The following is a 15,794-nucleotide window of genomic DNA, read 5'->3' on the forward strand; positions in this document are numbered from 1 at the left end:
CAAATAATTTGGAAGTTTCGCAGAAAATTCGTACCTTTGCATTTGGATGAATGGAAGGTATAACATCTGCGAAGATTATCCCGGGCAAATTGCTCGGGACCTTTCTTTTTATTTCGTTAGTTTTTCAATGTCGGAACGGCGATAATAGATTTTCTTTCCAACTCTCACAGGAACAAGAAAACCTCTCTGTTCCCACTTCCATAACGTGGTATGACTTACGCCCAAACCAGTTATTACACTTTTTTTACTAACCATATCCTTGTTCTGTTCCGGAAACAATCCGCAATCGTTTTTTTGCTCCATTTGAAGATTTGTTCCTTCCTCAATAGCAAAGGTCTGCAGAGCTTTTATGAAAGCTAATACTCCGTTACCAGTGAGAGTTACCGAGACATGATTGGGGCTCCGATGTACCTCTGATACCAATTTACTTGCAAGTAACTTTCTCTCGAAATCCAAATCCAAAGTTTGTGGATTGGAGACGTCGTTCAGATTGTTAACACTCTGTGTCATAAGTTTTTTTTATTTTATTTTGTTATATAATTATTTATTTGTATTTTTGCACCCAGATACGGCATGTGTATTATTGGGGCATTGAAACTTGCTGCAAATATACACAAAACACTTGAAACGCAATATATTTGCGTATATTATTTAATAACTTTTAACTGAGTTGCTGTATATTTGTGTATGATTGAAGATTTAAATATAGGAAAAAAAATAAGGGAAATAATTGCCGAGAAAGGTATTTCTCAGGCACAATTGGGACGTATGTTAGAGAAACCGCCAACATATGTTACCCGTCTTCTAAACAAGGAAACAATAGATACAGAAACTCTATGTGGTATATGCGAACACTTGAAATACAATCTCTTTGCGGATTTTTCTAAATCCGAATTACTTGATCCTGTATATCAATTATGTATTAATTTAAAAGGTGAAGATGATGACATATGGGCTGGAGGATGTGTCCTGCGTCATCCACATATCGGCAATAGAATAATAGACATTCTGAAAAAGAATAAAGTAACTCAAGCAGAACTTGGAGATTTCTTAGGTGTTTCACATCAAGAGGTTAGCAGACTTTTAAAGAACGACTCGATTGATACAGGAAAATTGGTTTTAATATCCAATTTCTTGAAATACGATTTTTTTAGCTGCTATTATTGGTTGGAGACCTGTAGTGAAATGATTGCAGGCGAGACTATAGACAATATTTTGGTTAAATATGTTGATGAACTTTCCATAGAAGACACTGTTACCGCCGTCTTGATGGATTATGATGTTATGGCCAAGTATGGAAAGAACATAAAAAACATGGTTAATCTTATTAATAGTCTATGGAAGGAGAACCAAGAGCTTAAAAGCATTAAGAAACCATAGCACATCTTTTTAAATATGCTATGGTTAAGTGCTTTGATTAAATACTACCCAATAAGATCTATTACATCCTTAAGAGTTTCATCTTCGATATTGCGGTAACGTTTAAAGGCCTTAGACCCTTCAACATGTCCGCTCATCTTACCGATCAAGTTAGGATCGGCTACCTTGAAGTAAGCATTGCCAATGAAAGTACGGCGAGCAAGATGACTTGAAGCGATCTCATTGATTGGTCGCAGTTCATATTCACCTGTCAGTGAATTACGAACCTCGACATTCCTGGTAATCCCGGCCATTGTGAATATCGCTTTAATGGCATCATTATATTTTTGAGCAGAAACAAAGGGGAAGAGTCTTCCTTTCTTGTCTTGACCTTTATATTTCTTTATCAGTTCAATAGCTTTAGGATGCAGTGGAACTCTGGCCTGAATTGCCTCCTCTTGATCATCCGTTTTTTTGGGCGTGTATGCAAGTATTTTATTTTCAATGTACTGGGGAGTAAACTTCACAAGGTCACTTACTCGACATCCTATAAAACATTGAAAAACAAAAATATCTCTGCATGCTATAATGGTTTCGATTTTCACGTTTATGCTCTTACGAAAGCCATCATCCATCTCCAACCATTTCTGTTCAAGATCACAGTCTGCAATTTTATTTCTCTCCTCAATACTTATGTAATAAGGTGTACCGACCTTGGCAGTACCAATCTTGACACCATCAAAAGGGCGATTTGAAGTCATGCCCTCTTCAACAAAGAACAGGAAGAGCGACTTCAGGCGCGTACGCATTTTGATAATAGTATTCTCACCTCGCGCCTCTATAACATTGCGTCCTTTCTTTACTGAAGCAGGATATTCCTCAATCAATTTTGCAAATAGATTTGGATACATCTCTGACAACTCTTTCTCATGGCGCATATATTCACTTAACTCCTCTATGTCGTCACGAGTAACGGCATCTATGGAGAAAGCATAATCCTTCCTCACTTTATCAGTAGCTCTGACATATCCTTGATATCTGGCTATAACACGAGATAGAACGCGAAAAGTTCTTGCATGAGACTCTGCAAGCTGATGACGACTGATATACAATTCAACAAGATCGAAAAATGACTTATCTGTCGTCTTTATGTTATACTTTTCCGGATGATGAAACATGTCAACCACCTCTTTAAGCCATTCACTTGAAAGACCACTCTTATCGACACTTTCAAAACGATCAAGAATGAATTTCTTCAATTTTTCAATGCGTTCAACCTGTTCACGATGGTATTTTACCTCAGGCGTTTCTAAACGCTGCTTGAAAACAATAGTACCACTCTTACGAAGCGCATAGCCATTTTTCTCAGCTTTCTCAACAGACGACGTAATAGCGTTACCAGGAACCTTTACACCTGCTTTCTCCGTTTTCTCACGATTAATATAATACTCAAAGTACTCAGGATTTACAAATATCCCACTTTTGGAATAAAGATCAAACGATGTTCCTTGAAAGAAACGCACCATGATTTCACTCCTTCCAGTTTCTTTCTGTACCTTACTCGATATTCTAAGTTCTATCTGTGCCATATCAAAAAAATACTCTTCACTGTCAATAGTGTTTTCAATTCTGGCCTTTGCGACCTCCAATGATTTTTGAATCTGCTGCATCAAAACATGACGAGGCGGCAGCTCTGTTAGGTAAAAAGAGAAGCAAACTGCATCATCCTTCTGATATTTCTTGTCTCAAATCCTCTCTTTCCATACTCCTCTTGTAATTGTGTCGCAACCTGCGTCACAATTTGTTTTCCATACTCTACACGTTGGTTACCAAGCAAATCGCGATTAATTCGTTCGCCAATATGCCAGTACATCATTGTCAGTTCATAATTTGCTGTAGCAGCCACATGAATACGTGCCTGCTTGACAATCTGTCGCAAGTCTTCTATCAGCATCTGTGCTTCTGGCTGCGCATATTTCCCGACCTCTTCCATAAGATATATCCTAATATGTTTGTTATTCTCAAATAAATATCGTACCTTTGCCACGAATATATAAAGCGAACTTTAAAATATTGAGCATTAAAATACGGCTGCAAAGATACACAAAAAAAGCCACGGGAATGCATAATTTTTCCCGTGTTTTTCCCGTGATAACGCAAATTTAACATTACTTAAGATAATACAAGCTGCTTGCAAAACCCCGGAAACACCTATAAAATCAGGCTTTTTAAAAAACTTCGATTTTTACTGATTTCTTTCAATCACCATATATTGAGTCCGGGTACCCCAACAGAAAAAAGATCGCTAAGCACTACGCTTAGCGATTTCTTTTTTTAGTATTCTATCTTATCAGTTTTCTCAGTCCACAGGCGGAAAGTTTTCAGCGCCTCATCACGCAACAGCGGCTTGATGGGCACGGTACGCTTCTCTAGTGGAAGTTCCAACTCCTCATAGATAAAGTCATCGGCAAAGTCGATATCGCGGGCATCCTTACGGGTGTTGCCATAGAATATCTTACCTATGCGCGCCCAATAGATGGCACCCAAACACATTGGGCAAGGCTCGCACGATGTATAGATAGTACATCCAGACAAATCGAAAGTACGCAACTTCTGGCATGCCTTACGAATGGTGTTCACCTCAGCATGAGCAGTAGGATCATTGTCGATTGTCACACTATTGCTGCTACCAGCCACTATCTCGCCGTCCTTAACGATGACGGCTCCAAAGGGACCACCGCCTCGCTCAACACTTTCGTTGGCGAGGCGGATGGCTTCTCTCATAAATTGTTTATCTTGTTCTGTTATCATCCGCTATATTACTGTTTGTTTTCTGCATCAATAGCCTTGATCTTCTCGCGCACAAGAGCCATATCATCCTTCAGCTTCTGCACCTTGCGGTTCATCTCGTCTATCAGGCTGTTGCCCTTCTTCGAGCTGGCATTCAGGAATCCCAGGTTGTTCTCATAGGTCTGGATTTCCTGCTTCAGAGCCTCATACTGACGGAACAAACGTGCACGCTCGTTGTCGAGTGCGTTCTCACCACGCTCAGCCACCTGCTTCAGGTTCTGCTTAAAGTTGCTCAACTTGCGCTTGGCGGTGCTGATGTTCAAGTCCTTATATAGCTTGTCGAGAACGGCATGATACTCCTTGTAGAGCTTATCCTTCTCTTTATAAGGCACATGACCTACGGCATTGTACTCCTCAACCAGCTTCTGAACCTTGTCGGCCAGATCGTCGCCAGTCTCTTCGGCAATAGCCTTCAGTTTCGCAATAATCTCCACTTTCTTATCCAGATTCTCACGCTCCTCACCACGCTGTCCTGCTCCTGCGGCATTACGAGCCTCGAAGAAGGTGTTACATGCAGCCAGGAACTCAGCCCACAGCTGGTCGCCAAGTTTCTTGGGCACCATACCGATGGTCTTCCACTCCTTCTGCAGGGCGATGAACTTATCACCAGTCGACTTCCAGTCGGTAGAATCCTGCAGAGCCTTTGCCTTCTCAATCAGGGCACGCTTCTTGTCGGCATTATCCTTGAATGTCTCCTTCAGGCCCTTGAAGTAAGCAGCCTTACGACCAAAGAAGTCATCGCATGCAGCACGGAAGCGCTCAAATATCTTCACGTTCATCTTCTGTGGTGCAAAGCCGATGGTCTTCCACTCTGTCTGGATATCAATAATCTGCTTGGTATGCTTTTCCCAGTCGCCGCTACCCTTGTTCTCCTCGGCAGCGATGGCCTCTACCTTCTCGCAGAGCACGGTCTTACGTGCCAGGTTGTCCTCCTCCTTGGCGCGAACACCCTCGAAGTGTGCCTGATGGCGCTTGTTGATAACGCTAGATGCGGCCTTAAAGCGATTCCATATGTCCTCACGCTGCTCCTTGGCTACAGGACCTATCTCGCGATACTCCTGATGCAGTTTCTGCAACTGGTGGAAAGCGCTGATCACATCCTCCTCGTCGGCCAACTTCTCGGCAGCCTCGCAGAGGGCGGTCTTCAGCTCAAAGTTCTTCTTGAAATCATACTCGCGGGCTTCACTGTTCAGGCGAAGCATATCGTAGAACTGCTCTACGTACAACTGATAGTTACGCCACAACTCGTTGGCCTTATCAGCTGGCACATTCTTAATCTCGCGCCACTGCTCCTGCAGGGCTTTGAACTCCTTGTAGTTCTTGTTGGCCTCATCGGGAGTGGTTACCATAGCCTTGATACGGTCGATGATAGCCAGCTTCTTAGTCAGGTTGTCCTGCTTTTCGGCCTCCATCTCCTTGAATATCTTGGCACGCTTCTCCTTGATAATGCCCATCTCGGCCTTAAACGACTCCTCTTCAGGGTCGGGTGTGTACTGATACTGCTCAGGATCGCCACCAGCCTCCAGATAAGCCTTGAGTTTAGCCTCACGCTCAGCCACGTGCAACTTGTAGAACGAAGCCTTCAGATACTCCACTTCCTCCTTCTGCGGTGTCTCGTCGCTGTGGGCGATGTCCTGCAGACGGTGCAACACGTCGGCTTTAGTCTCGTAAACTACACGAGTCTGCTCTTCGTTTTCAACTTGAGGTTCTGTCTCAACTGCCTGAGATGTAACTTCCTCATTAACTACTTCTTCGTTTGTACCCAACTCGAGGGTATTCTCTTGAGAGTCCATCATTTAACTATATTAATTACTACTAAATGATGCTTAGCATCATCAACATTTGGGTTCAAAATTAAGCATTATTATTGAAACTACCTAATTTTTTTTAGTTTTTTTGCGGTTTTGTGGCCTAAACTAGTCGTTTCCTGCGGAAAATACCCCATGCAATGGCCGAAATGGCAACCGAAAAGATGATGGCGATGACAAATCCCCATGGTTTCGACTCCATACCGTTTACCAGATTCATACCGAACATCGACGTAATGAGCGTAGGTATCATCATGATGATGGTTACCGATGTCAGCGTACGCATCACGGTGTTCATGTTGTTGTTGATAATACTCTGATAGGTATCCATTGTCGACTCCAGAATGTTCGAGTAGATACTGGTAGTCTCGCGGGCCTGTGTCATCTCGATGTTAACATCCTCAATCAGGTCGGCATCCAGTTCGTCAATCTGCAGTTTGAACTTCAGTTTCGACAGCAGTGTCTCGTTACCACGTATAGAGGTTTGGAAGTACGTCAGCGAGTCTTGCAGTCGGCTTAGTCCTATCAGGCTCTCGTTGTTCACCTCCTTATCCAGGTTGCGCTTGGCCTTGTCTACCAGCATCGATATCTGCTTCAGTCGCTTCAGATACCACACGGCACTACTCAGGAACAAGCGGAAAATCATATCCACATGGTCTGTAAATCCTTCGCCGCGCTTCTGCTGGAAGCTCACAAAGTCAATCATCACGTTGGTCTCGTAGTAACACACGGTGATGGTCACATCGCGCTTGTGTATGATACCAAGAGGCACGGTGGTGTATGGTGTCCTTGAGCGTATCTCCTTGACATAAGGTATACGCAGAATGATGAGCATCCATCCGTCGTCGTATTCATAACGGGCACGCTCATCAGTATCGCTGATGTCCGACATAAAGTAGTCGGGGATGTTAAACTTCTCCTCGAGTTCGCGCTGGTCTTCTTCGGTGGGGCATGTCACCTGTATCCAGCAATTGGGCTGCCACTCGTCTATTTGGGTCAGTCCGCCTTGGGTATTCCAGAATGTCTTCATTTTGCTAATCCTTTTTTTGATCGTAGGCGCATGAGTGCGAGGGCACGTGGGCGCGAGAAATGACTTAGCGGCAAGAGGATTAGCTATCTTGCTGCATCCTCCAGCCTAATAATTGTAATTATTCGCCGGGTAATCGTCCATAATTTTGTTATTTATTTGTTTTATCGGGTGCAAAGTTACGAATAAGCGAGTAAAAAACCAAATTTTTTTGAGTTTTTTTGAGCGTGAATAACTTAGAACGTAGTTCAAAGTTAAATAAAAAATGGCGATAATCAAAGAAAATCGCCATTTTTTTCGAAGGTACGGAGGTACGGGGGAACAGGACGCACCACCGTTTATTTCTCAGGAATATCCTCGAGTGTCTTCTTCAGGAGTTCCCAGAACGGAGCCACGGTCTCGATGAGTGCACGCTCGGTTGTGGTATGGGGCGACTTCATGGTTGGGCCCATGCTCACCACATCCAAGTGTGGATACTTACCCAGAATGATTGAGCACTCCAGTCCGGCATGGTCTACCTGTATGATACCGTCCTTGCCAAACAGCTCCTTATACTCCTTCAGCAACAGGTGCAGAATCTCAGAGTCGGGGTTTGGATCCCATCCGCCATAGCTACCTGCGGTCTCCACCTTCATGCCGGCCATGTTGAAGCAACTCTCCAGGGTCTTCACAATGTAGTCCTTCATATCCTCGCGACTTGAGCGGGCCAGAATCTTGATCATGGCGTGGCCACCGCCAATCTCGATGATAGCCAGATTGCTCGATGTCTCTACTACGCTTGGGTAGCTGGGAATCATACGTACCACACCGTCGTGGCAACCATAGATCACATTTATCAGGTTGTCCTGAATCTCCTGTGGCACCTCCATCTTTGGTGTCTCTACATCCTCGCAGATCACCTCGATACCACTCTCTATGCCCTTATACTCATCCTGGAAGTCCTCCAGCCAGTCGGCGGCCAACTCTTTCAGAGCAGCCACATTCTCCTTAGGCAATGTCAGTACAGCCTCGGCCTTAAATGGGATGGCATTACGCATGTTTCCGCCCTGCCAGCAAGCCAATCGGGCCTCACACTCCTCGATAGCCTCGCGAACCAAGCGAACCAACAGCTTGTTGGCGTTTCCACGACCTTCGTGAATCTCCAGTCCCGAGTGTCCGCCACGCAGTCCCTTCACGGTTACCTTTACAGCAGCATCGTCGGCATCGGTCTCCACCTCTTTATAGTCGAGTGTAGCGGTAATGTTGATACCACCGGCACTACCGATTACGAACTTGCCCCAGTGCTCTGAGTCGAGGTTCATCAGTATGTCGCCGTTCAGCTCGCCCTCGGGCAGTCCGTTAGCGCCAAACATGCCGGTCTCTTCGTCGGCAGTAATCAGTGCCTCTACCGGTCCGTGCTTCAGCGTTTTGTCCTCCATAATAGCCATGATGGCAGCTACGCCCAGACCGTTGTCGGCACCCAGTGTGGTTCCCTTGGCCTTCACCCACTCGCCGTCAATCCAAGGCTGTATGGGGTCGGTCTCAAAGTTATGGTTACTCTCGGGTGTCTTCTGTGGCACCATGTCCATGTGTGCCTGCAGTATCACGCCCTTCTTTTTCTCCATTCCGGCCGAGGCGGGTTTACGCATCACAATGTTATCGGCAGGATCCTTAAAGGCCTCCACACCTACCTGCTTAGCAAAGTCGAGCAGGAACTGTTGTACTTTCTCCAGATGTCCTGATGGACGTGGAACCTGTGTCAGTGCATAGAAATTTTTCCAGATGCACGTAGGGTTCAAGTTTTTAATTTCACTCATAGTTTTTCTATTTTGGGGTTTAATCTTTTAGTAAAAAGTAAAGCAGCCCAGGCGTAGATGCCAAGGGCGATGACCAGCATGGTCTGCACGGTATGCACGATGAGCACAAACCACAGCGCCTGTTCGTCGGCCACACCATAGAGGATGAGCATAGTCTTGATGGCAAAGTGCCACGGACCGGCTCCGTTTGGTGTTGGCACGATCACGGCGAAGTTGGCCACCACAAACGATACCAACGCGCAACCTATGCCCAGATTAGCGGTGAAGTCGAAGCAGAAGAACGTCAGGTAGTAATGCAGGAAATACATCACCCAGATGCCTACCGAGAAGAACAGGTATAGTGGCAGGTTGCGCACATCCTTCAACGAGAGCACACCCTCCCAGATGCCACTAAACGTCATTTTCACCTTATTATATATAGAGAAGTTCTTCAGTAGCAGGTGTAGCAATATGGCCACGGCTACACCGCAGATAGCCGTTACCACCCATCCCGTCAGCGAGAAGCTGTTCAGTATACGGTCCATCGATGTACCCGTCTTGCGGAAAAAGGTGCCGAAGATACTCATCTCAAGCAGCAGTATGATGCCCGAGTATATCATCACTATCAGCGTGTCGACGGCTCGCTCCGTTACCACCGTTCCCAGCGCCTTCGAAAACGATATCCCATCGTAGCGCTTCAAAATGGCGCAACGCGAGAACTCACCGATACGTGGAATCACCAAGCTCGCCGCATAGCTGATAAATATGGCGTAGGTGCAGATACTGCTTCGTATTTCGGGGGTGCGGGGTTGCGTGGTACCTTCGTCCCCCCGAATAATTGGCTCCAGCGTCTGCTTCCAGCGCCATGCTCTGAACATCTGCGCCAATATACCAAAGGGGAAGCTCAACAGCATCCACGTCCAGTCCATCTCTTCGGTCAGCACATGGCGTATCACCGAGAAATCCTCGCCTCGGTACATCCACCACAAAATAGCACCACCCAACACAAAGGGCAGCACTACCTTAGCCACGCTACTGATGATGTTTTTTAATTCCATGGGTGCAAAGTTACGAATAAACGAGTGAAATACAAAATAAATCCGAATTTATTTTTATTTCCGAGTGGTAGTAACTTCGGCAAAGCCAAAATTACGAATAAGTGAGCAAAATTCCAAATTTTATTTGATTTTTATTATTTATTGATACGTGTCAACGATTCCCCATTTTTTTACTGTTTTTATGCGAAATCTTTGGCTGTGTGCGCAAACAGCCGTACCTTTGCAGCGGTTTTAAGGATAACAATTATATTTTAGAGAAAGGAAATTTATTATGGTAACATTAGAAACAAGTTTTTTGTTGATGACTTTGGCCGCCTTTGCACTGGCCGTTTCACTGGTAGTAACCGTTGCTGTTAATGTAGACAACAATAAGTAATTCAATAGGTAACCGAAAAAAAATGAGTCGCAGATCTTATAATCTGCGATTTTTTTTATTATCTTTGCACCCATGAAACAAGTTCGCCCTAAGAAAAACCTCGGTCAGCACTTCTTGACCGACCTGAACATAGCCAAACGCATCGCCGATACGGTGGATGCTTGTCCTGATATCCCCGTACTCGAGGTAGGCCCCGGCATGGGGGTCATGACCCAGTATCTGGTAGAAAAGCCCCGCCCCTTCAAGGTAGTAGAGATCGACCGCGAGAGTGTGGCTTATCTGCAGGAGAATTTCCCTCGTCTAAATGACAACATCATCGGTGGCGACTTCCTGCGTATGGACCTGCATGAGGTATTTGACGGGCAGCAGTTTGTGCTGACAGGCAACTATCCTTACGACATCTCATCGCAGATTTTCTTCAAGATGCTCGACAACAAGGACCTCATCCCCTGCTGCACCGGTATGATTCAGCACGAGGTGGCCGTGCGCATGGCCTCGCAGCCCGGCAACAAGCAATACGGCATCCTGTCCGTATTGATTCAGGCTTGGTATAACGTGGAATATCTGTTTACCGTAGAGCCCGGCGTGTTCAACCCGCCACCCAAGGTGCAGAGTGCCGTTATCCGCATGACGCGCAACGAGGTAACCGATCTGGGATGCGACGAGCAGTTGTTCCGCCGCGTGGTTAAGACCACCTTCAACCAGCGTCGCAAGATGCTGCGCGTGTCGCTACGCCAGATTTTCGATGCTGCCCACCCCGCTCCGGCAGGGTTCTTCGAGGCCGACGTGATGACACGCCGCCCCGAACAACTCTCCATTCCTCAGTTCATCGAACTCACCAACATGGTTGCCGCCGCTATACGCTAAGATCAAGCATTAATAAACGCCACCTTCCTGCGATTTCCAGATGGCCGCACCGCAAAGTGCAGCCACATGGCGCCATGCTTATTCTTGGACGAGCCAAGCGGCGAAGCCGAGCGGCGTTCTATCAGCAGTTCGTCGAAATCCTGCTGCCAGTCGCGGCTGATGTCAAGCAGTATCGAGGCGTAAACTATCAACTTCTCTAGTCCACTTACGCGGATATCCACTGCGCAGCCAGTAAGATGGTTCGACGTAGCCCCCCCCACCAATCGCCCGATTCAACTGCGGGCTGCGATAGCATAACAGCATAACAACATAACAACATAACATCTGCTGTTTGAGATGGAGAGGTGGGCGGGAATTATGTTGTTATGGGTTGTCGAACGAGATGGCACTTGACGGGGCACAAAATTGCGGATTTCGAGGAGGAAAATTACGTTTTACAGCCCGAGACCAACATCTCGAGTCGTGAGTTCATCAAGAAGGCCGAGTTCGTGAATGCTGAGACATTCGCAGGTGCGCTGGTAGAGGATTCGGGTAGTGAGGAGGATGATGGCCCAACTGGTGGCTACACGCCTAATCCGGGGGATTAAGGAGCAATCGGGGGTACGGGGGCGCGGAGGCGCGTGGGCGCGAAAAAACTCCTGCCGCAGACGTACCTCGTACCACCGCACGACCGCTCCCTCGCACCACCGTACCACCGAATTATAAACCATTAAAATTCAAAATCAACCATGACCAAGAAAGAAACAGCAAAGTTTATTGTACAGCTTATCGCCTCCATAGCGTCGGCTATTCTGACGGCACTCGGAGCTACTAGCTGTATGGGTATTTAGAGTTACAACAGTTTTACTACTGCGTAAGAGGTAGCGGGCATATGGATAGTCATATTGCCCGCCTTTTTGTTGTGCAGGATGGTAAAACGGTCGCCAGCCAAAACCTTGGTCTTTTTGAACTTAACATTGATGCTGAACGTGGCATCAGAGGCCTTGGCCCTTGGATTGAGCATGACCAGTACCACATCTTTTCCAGCGGCACGGGCGTACACAAACGGATAGGGATCGCCATCGCCGGTGGGATAAAGTGGCACAAACTCGGCATAATCGGCCAAAGCGGGCTCACTATGATGTAGGGCTATCAGCTGTCGTGTCTTATTGAGCAGCGAGTTGGGATTCTTCTCCTGTTCGGCTACGTTGGGTGCATCGGGAGCGGGATCGACAGGCAGATACAGCTTATCGGCATCGCCGGTAGAGAAGCCCAGATTCTTGTCCTTACTCCACTGCATAGGCGTACGAGCGCCATTACGAGGCTGGTAGGCGCCCTCAACCTGCGGCCAACTGGTGGGCAACTGGCGCATGCCAATCTCGTTGCCATAATACAGGAATGGCACACCGGGCATGGTAAAGCCAAAGGCATAGATAATCTCCAGTTCCTTATCAGTGCGCTTGTTGCCCAGTCGGGCATTGTCGTGGTTTCCCATGGGCAAACTGATGTAGCCCTTACCAAGCGTCTTGTTATACTGGTCCATATAGCTAGCCAGGAACTCCTTGATGTCGCCCTTACCTTCGGCATCGAAGTAGCTATGTCCCTCGCTCACACCATTCAGAATGCGCCAACTCTCCTTCTGGAACAGGTCGTTATAGCCCTTAAACCAGTGGAAGAAGTCTACATGGAAACAGTTATCGAGCGCATCGGCTGGATACGACCACTCGGCCACCATGAAGCCCTGCGGATACTCCTTCTCGAGCAACTGACGAATCTCACGCCAGAAGAGCTTGGTCTCGTTCTCGTTGGTATTGAAGAACTGCTCGTTGCCCCTCACACGGCGAGTCTTGACCAGCGCACCGGCCATGTCGGCACGGAAGCCGTCGCACCCCATATCCATCCAGAATCGCAGCACATTCTTCAGGTCTTCGCGCATGGCCATCACATCGGGATGATTGGTGGGCAACTGCCACTTCTGCTTAGGGTCGGGATTAGCAAAACCGAAGTTCAGCGCCGGCTGGCACCAATAGAAGTTTCGCATAAACTGACCGTTGCGCTGACCATAGCCCTTTACAAACTGACCGGCAAACTCGAATGGGGGATCAACCCAGTTGGTCTCGGTCCAGATATAGTAGTTAGAGTACTTGTTCTTCTCCTGTTTCTGCGACTGCACAAACCAAGGATGATCGATAGCGGTATAGCTAATGACATAATCGAAGATGACATGCATGCCACGCTTGTGCGCCTCTTCGAACAGTTTCTTGGCATCGTCGTTAGTGCCATAGCGCGGCGCTATCTTATAATAGTCGCGAATGTCGTAACCGGCATCATTAAAGGGCGAGTCGAAGAAGGGGTTGAACCAGATGGCATCAACACCCAGGCTCTTCACGTAGTCGAGCTTACTGATGATACCCTTCAGGTCGCCGATGCCATCGCCATCAGAATCGCAGAATGTTTGCGGATAAATCTGATAGAACACAGCATTCTTGGCCCAATCAGGCACCTTGGGGATTTCGTACTTTCCAGTAATGGTTTGAGCTTGGAGCGTAAATGCGCCCGCAATCGTCACAAGACTTAACAACAATCTTTTCATCATTAAATAATGGTTTTACGAGTTCATAAATTGACTTTCGACCGCAAATATACAAAAAAATTTGGATTCCCAACCGGAAATCCAAACTTTTTACAAATATTTTTGAAGTTTAATAGCAAAACCACCACTGGGAGCTAAAGGAATGGTAATCCTAGTGGCCGAGTTGACGTCTTGCTGGAGGATGGTGAGCGGATAAGGATTGGTGCGATAATCGGCACCGGGACCATCCTGATAGATGGTGGCGCGATAGGTGCTACCCGCGTCGAGAAAATCGAGCGCAAAACTCAATGTGCGCGCATCGGCATCGGTGGCACCACCAATGAACCAGTTGTCGCTACGACGATCCTTGCGCGCTGTAACAAGATATTGGCCTATCTTAGCATCGAGCACGCGGGTTTCATGCCAGTCGGTAGGGCACGACTCGATAAACGCAAGTGCGGGTTGGCCCTCGTAGTTCTCGATCATGTCGGCGGCCATCTGCCAAGGCGAATACAGCAATACGTACTCGGCCAACTGCTTGGCCAGTGTGGTTTGCGGATGAGTGGTGGGCACGGCCTTGTTCTTAAAGTTCATGATGCCGGGCGTAAAATCCATCGGGCCAGCTAATCCGCGGGTGAAAGGCAGTATGCACACATGATAAGGCGGATTGCCACCATCGGCACTCCAGGCATTATACTCCTGACCACGCATGCCCTCGCCCGACACCAAATTGGGATAGGTGCGGCGCAAGCCCGAAGGCATGGCGGGTTCGTGGTTTACCACCATGAGATGATGGCGGGCGGCCGTCTCGACCACCTTGCGATAATGGCGCACGCCAAACTGCGAGTGTTGAAGCTCGCGGCCATCGAGCATGGTGTTGACATAGCCGGTTTTGACGCAGTTGATGCCAAGGCGCTCGTAAAGACTGAAGGCATCGTCGAGTTGGCGCTCGTAGTTGGTAACCGAGCCACCCGTCTCGTTATGGGCAATGATGCGCACGCCCTTTGAGGCGGCATACTGACAAAGGCCTTCAAGATCGTAGTCGGGATAGGTCTTACAGAAGTTAAAGTGATTGCCAATGCGCGTCCAGTCGCCATCCCAACCTTCGTTCCACCCCTCAACCAGCACGCCCTTAAACCCATGGCGGGCCGCAAAGTCGATGTAACGCTTGGTGTTCTGGGTGGTAGCGCCATGACGGGCACCTTGGCCCCACGTATAATCGGTCATGTGCATGCCCCACCAAATGCCCACGTAGCGCCCCACATCGAGCCACGATGTAGAGATGCGGCAAGGTTCGTTAAGATTCAGTTCGAGGCGCGAGGTGATGAGTTCGCCAGGTGTTGACGCCACGATAACCGTGCGCCACGGACTGACAAACGGCGCCTTGGCATAGACTTTGACGCCCGAGGCCCAAGGGGTGAGAGCCGTTATCAACCGAGTGCCACGCGGGGTGAGATTGATGCTGGCATAGTCGGTAAGGTTGGCCTCGTGGATGGTGAGATACAGATCGGACTTCACCTCCATGGTAATGGGGGTAGAAACGGTATCCTTCTTCGATATAGGCTCGCAAGTGTAAACACCCTCGTAATAGCTGGTGCCATTAGTGGGTTGGCTCCATGTGGGAGCATCCCAAGGCAAAGCAAATTCGGTGAGCTCGTCTAATATCTGAAACGACTTGAGATTGAGCTGTTTGGGAAACTCGTAGCGGAAACCGATGCCATCGTTGAAGACACGAAACACCACATCAAGACGACGCTTAAGTTGACCTCGCTGCTGCAATTTTACACGTAGTTCGCGGTAGTTATTCCTAACGTAGCGGCACTCGCCCCACGGCTGTTCCCACGTTTCGTCCTTAGCATCGCGACTAACGCCCACCAAGCGGAATTGGCGCGACAAATCGCCACTATCGAGCGTGAAACCGAGATAAGACGGCTGGATGATAGCCTCGCCACTACGCTGGAGCGAATAATACGGGCGACCACCAGAGATGCCGACGGTTAAGGTAAGTCGCCCATCGGGCGAGCTTACCTGTTCCGCCGCATCAGCCACACTTGGCATGAGGAAAAAACTACTAACAATTAAACTAACTCTAACGATAACGTTGCTAAAGAAATATCTCATTT

15 protein-coding genes are annotated in these 15,794 nt (G+C 47.6%); 4 read left to right on the forward strand and 11 right to left on the reverse strand.

All coding sequences use genetic code 11. From position 1 onward, the window contains the following. Positions 1–108: 108 nt before the first annotated feature. Positions 109–510 (reverse strand): helix-turn-helix domain-containing protein, encoded by a 402-nt coding sequence (locus tag BUB86_RS07140; protein ID WP_073207554.1) that lies wholly within the window; start codon positions 508–510, stop codon positions 109–111. Positions 511–687: 177 nt separating this feature from the next. Between BUB86_RS07140 and BUB86_RS07145 the strand changes: the two genes are divergently transcribed. Continuing rightward, positions 688–1,380 (forward strand): helix-turn-helix transcriptional regulator, encoded by a 693-nt coding sequence (locus tag BUB86_RS07145; protein ID WP_073207557.1) that lies wholly within the window; start codon positions 688–690, stop codon positions 1,378–1,380. A gap of 44 nt (positions 1,381–1,424) precedes the next feature. On the opposite strand, the gene BUB86_RS07150 is transcribed toward BUB86_RS07145, so the two are convergent. The 7 genes from BUB86_RS07150 to BUB86_RS07180 form a co-directional block, all read right to left on the reverse strand. Next, positions 1,425–3,032, reverse strand: a complete 1,608-nt coding sequence (locus BUB86_RS07150) for a site-specific integrase (protein ID WP_139261497.1) — start codon at positions 3,030–3,032, stop codon at positions 1,425–1,427. 23 nt (positions 3,033–3,055) lie between these two features. Further along, entirely contained in the window at positions 3,056–3,352 is a 297-nt protein-coding gene (locus BUB86_RS07155) for a DUF1016 N-terminal domain-containing protein (RefSeq protein WP_073207563.1), read from the reverse strand. Between the two features lie 341 nt (positions 3,353–3,693). After that, positions 3,694–4,170 carry a nucleoside deaminase gene (locus BUB86_RS07160; RefSeq protein WP_073207568.1) on the reverse strand — a complete coding sequence of 159 codons (477 nt, stop codon included), beginning with the start codon at positions 4,168–4,170 and terminating at the stop codon, positions 3,694–3,696. A gap of 8 nt (positions 4,171–4,178) precedes the next feature. Continuing rightward, on the reverse strand, positions 4,179–6,005 hold the full coding sequence (locus BUB86_RS07165) for a DUF349 domain-containing protein (RefSeq protein WP_073207572.1): 1,827 nt from the start codon (positions 6,003–6,005) through the stop codon (positions 4,179–4,181). A 115-nt stretch (positions 6,006–6,120) separates the two neighbouring features. Then, on the reverse strand, positions 6,121–7,047 hold the full coding sequence (locus tag BUB86_RS07170; RefSeq protein ID WP_073207575.1) for a magnesium transporter CorA family protein: 927 nt from the start codon (positions 7,045–7,047) through the stop codon (positions 6,121–6,123). A gap of 335 nt (positions 7,048–7,382) precedes the next feature. Continuing rightward, entirely contained in the window at positions 7,383–8,840 is a 1,458-nt protein-coding gene (locus tag BUB86_RS07175) for an aminoacyl-histidine dipeptidase (RefSeq protein WP_073207578.1), read from the reverse strand. After that, on the reverse strand, positions 8,837–9,877 hold the full coding sequence (locus tag BUB86_RS07180) for a lysylphosphatidylglycerol synthase transmembrane domain-containing protein (protein WP_073207581.1): 1,041 nt from the start codon (positions 9,875–9,877) through the stop codon (positions 8,837–8,839). The genes BUB86_RS07175 and BUB86_RS07180 overlap by 4 nt, the downstream gene beginning before the upstream one ends. Before the next feature lie 448 nt (positions 9,878–10,325). On the opposite strand from BUB86_RS07180, the gene rsmA reads away from it, so the two are divergent. Continuing rightward, positions 10,326–11,120 (forward strand): 16S rRNA (adenine(1518)-N(6)/adenine(1519)-N(6))-dimethyltransferase RsmA, encoded by a 795-nt coding sequence (rsmA, locus tag BUB86_RS07190; RefSeq protein ID WP_073207587.1) that lies wholly within the window; start codon positions 10,326–10,328, stop codon positions 11,118–11,120. A gap of 2 nt (positions 11,121–11,122) precedes the next feature. Here rsmA and BUB86_RS07195 read toward each other — a convergent pair whose 3' ends face one another. Then, positions 11,123–11,341, reverse strand: a complete 219-nt coding sequence (locus tag BUB86_RS07195; RefSeq protein ID WP_073207590.1) for a hypothetical protein — start codon at positions 11,339–11,341, stop codon at positions 11,123–11,125. 144 nt (positions 11,342–11,485) lie between these two features. Here BUB86_RS07195 and BUB86_RS07200 point away from each other — a divergent pair, with 144 nt between their 5' ends. Next, positions 11,486–11,707 carry a hypothetical protein gene (locus BUB86_RS07200; RefSeq protein WP_073207595.1) on the forward strand — a complete coding sequence of 74 codons (222 nt, stop codon included), beginning with the start codon at positions 11,486–11,488 and terminating at the stop codon, positions 11,705–11,707. Positions 11,708–11,848: 141 nt separating this feature from the next. Further along, positions 11,849–11,950 carry a smalltalk protein gene (locus BUB86_RS17585; protein ID WP_175549433.1) on the forward strand — a complete coding sequence of 34 codons (102 nt, stop codon included), beginning with the start codon at positions 11,849–11,851 and terminating at the stop codon, positions 11,948–11,950. Between the two features lie 2 nt (positions 11,951–11,952). Here BUB86_RS17585 and BUB86_RS07205 read toward each other — a convergent pair whose 3' ends face one another. Together BUB86_RS07205 and BUB86_RS07210 are read right to left on the reverse strand one after the other, a co-directional pair. Continuing rightward, positions 11,953–13,695 (reverse strand): alpha-amylase family glycosyl hydrolase, encoded by a 1,743-nt coding sequence (locus BUB86_RS07205; RefSeq protein WP_081373140.1) that lies wholly within the window; start codon positions 13,693–13,695, stop codon positions 11,953–11,955. Positions 13,696–13,782: 87 nt separating this feature from the next. Beyond that, positions 13,783–15,792: a glycoside hydrolase family 97 protein gene (locus BUB86_RS07210; RefSeq protein ID WP_073207598.1), complete on the reverse strand. Its 2,010-nt coding sequence runs from the start codon at positions 15,790–15,792 to the stop codon at positions 13,783–13,785. Positions 15,793–15,794: the final 2 nt, after the last annotated feature.

Origin of the sequence: Xylanibacter ruminicola, assembly GCF_900142525.1 — a bacterium.
GTDB classification, from domain to species: domain Bacteria; phylum Bacteroidota; class Bacteroidia; order Bacteroidales; family Bacteroidaceae; genus Prevotella; species Prevotella ruminicola_A.

Coding starts and splice junctions, on each gene's coding strand:
- BUB86_RS07140 (WP_073207554.1), bottom strand. CDS start 510: ATGACACAGAGTGTTAACAATCTGAACGACGTCTCCAATCCACAAACT.
- BUB86_RS07145 (WP_073207557.1), top strand. CDS start 688: ATGATTGAAGATTTAAATATAGGAAAAAAAATAAGGGAAATAATTGCC.
- BUB86_RS07155 (WP_073207563.1), bottom strand. CDS start 3,352: ATGGAAGAGGTCGGGAAATATGCGCAGCCAGAAGCACAGATGCTGATA.
- BUB86_RS07160 (WP_073207568.1), bottom strand. CDS start 4,170: ATGATAACAGAACAAGATAAACAATTTATGAGAGAAGCCATCCGCCTC.
- BUB86_RS07165 (WP_073207572.1), bottom strand. CDS start 6,005: ATGATGGACTCTCAAGAGAATACCCTCGAGTTGGGTACAAACGAAGAA.
- BUB86_RS07170 (WP_073207575.1), bottom strand. CDS start 7,047: ATGAAGACATTCTGGAATACCCAAGGCGGACTGACCCAAATAGACGAG.
- BUB86_RS07175 (WP_073207578.1), bottom strand. CDS start 8,840: ATGAGTGAAATTAAAAACTTGAACCCTACGTGCATCTGGAAAAATTTC.
- BUB86_RS07180 (WP_073207581.1), bottom strand. CDS start 9,877: ATGGAATTAAAAAACATCATCAGTAGCGTGGCTAAGGTAGTGCTGCCC.
- rsmA (WP_073207587.1), top strand. CDS start 10,326: ATGAAACAAGTTCGCCCTAAGAAAAACCTCGGTCAGCACTTCTTGACC.
- BUB86_RS07200 (WP_073207595.1), top strand. CDS start 11,486: ATGGGTTGTCGAACGAGATGGCACTTGACGGGGCACAAAATTGCGGAT.
- BUB86_RS17585 (WP_175549433.1), top strand. CDS start 11,849: ATGACCAAGAAAGAAACAGCAAAGTTTATTGTACAGCTTATCGCCTCC.
- BUB86_RS07205 (WP_081373140.1), bottom strand. CDS start 13,695: ATGATGAAAAGATTGTTGTTAAGTCTTGTGACGATTGCGGGCGCATTT.
- BUB86_RS07210 (WP_073207598.1), bottom strand. CDS start 15,792: ATGAGATATTTCTTTAGCAACGTTATCGTTAGAGTTAGTTTAATTGTT.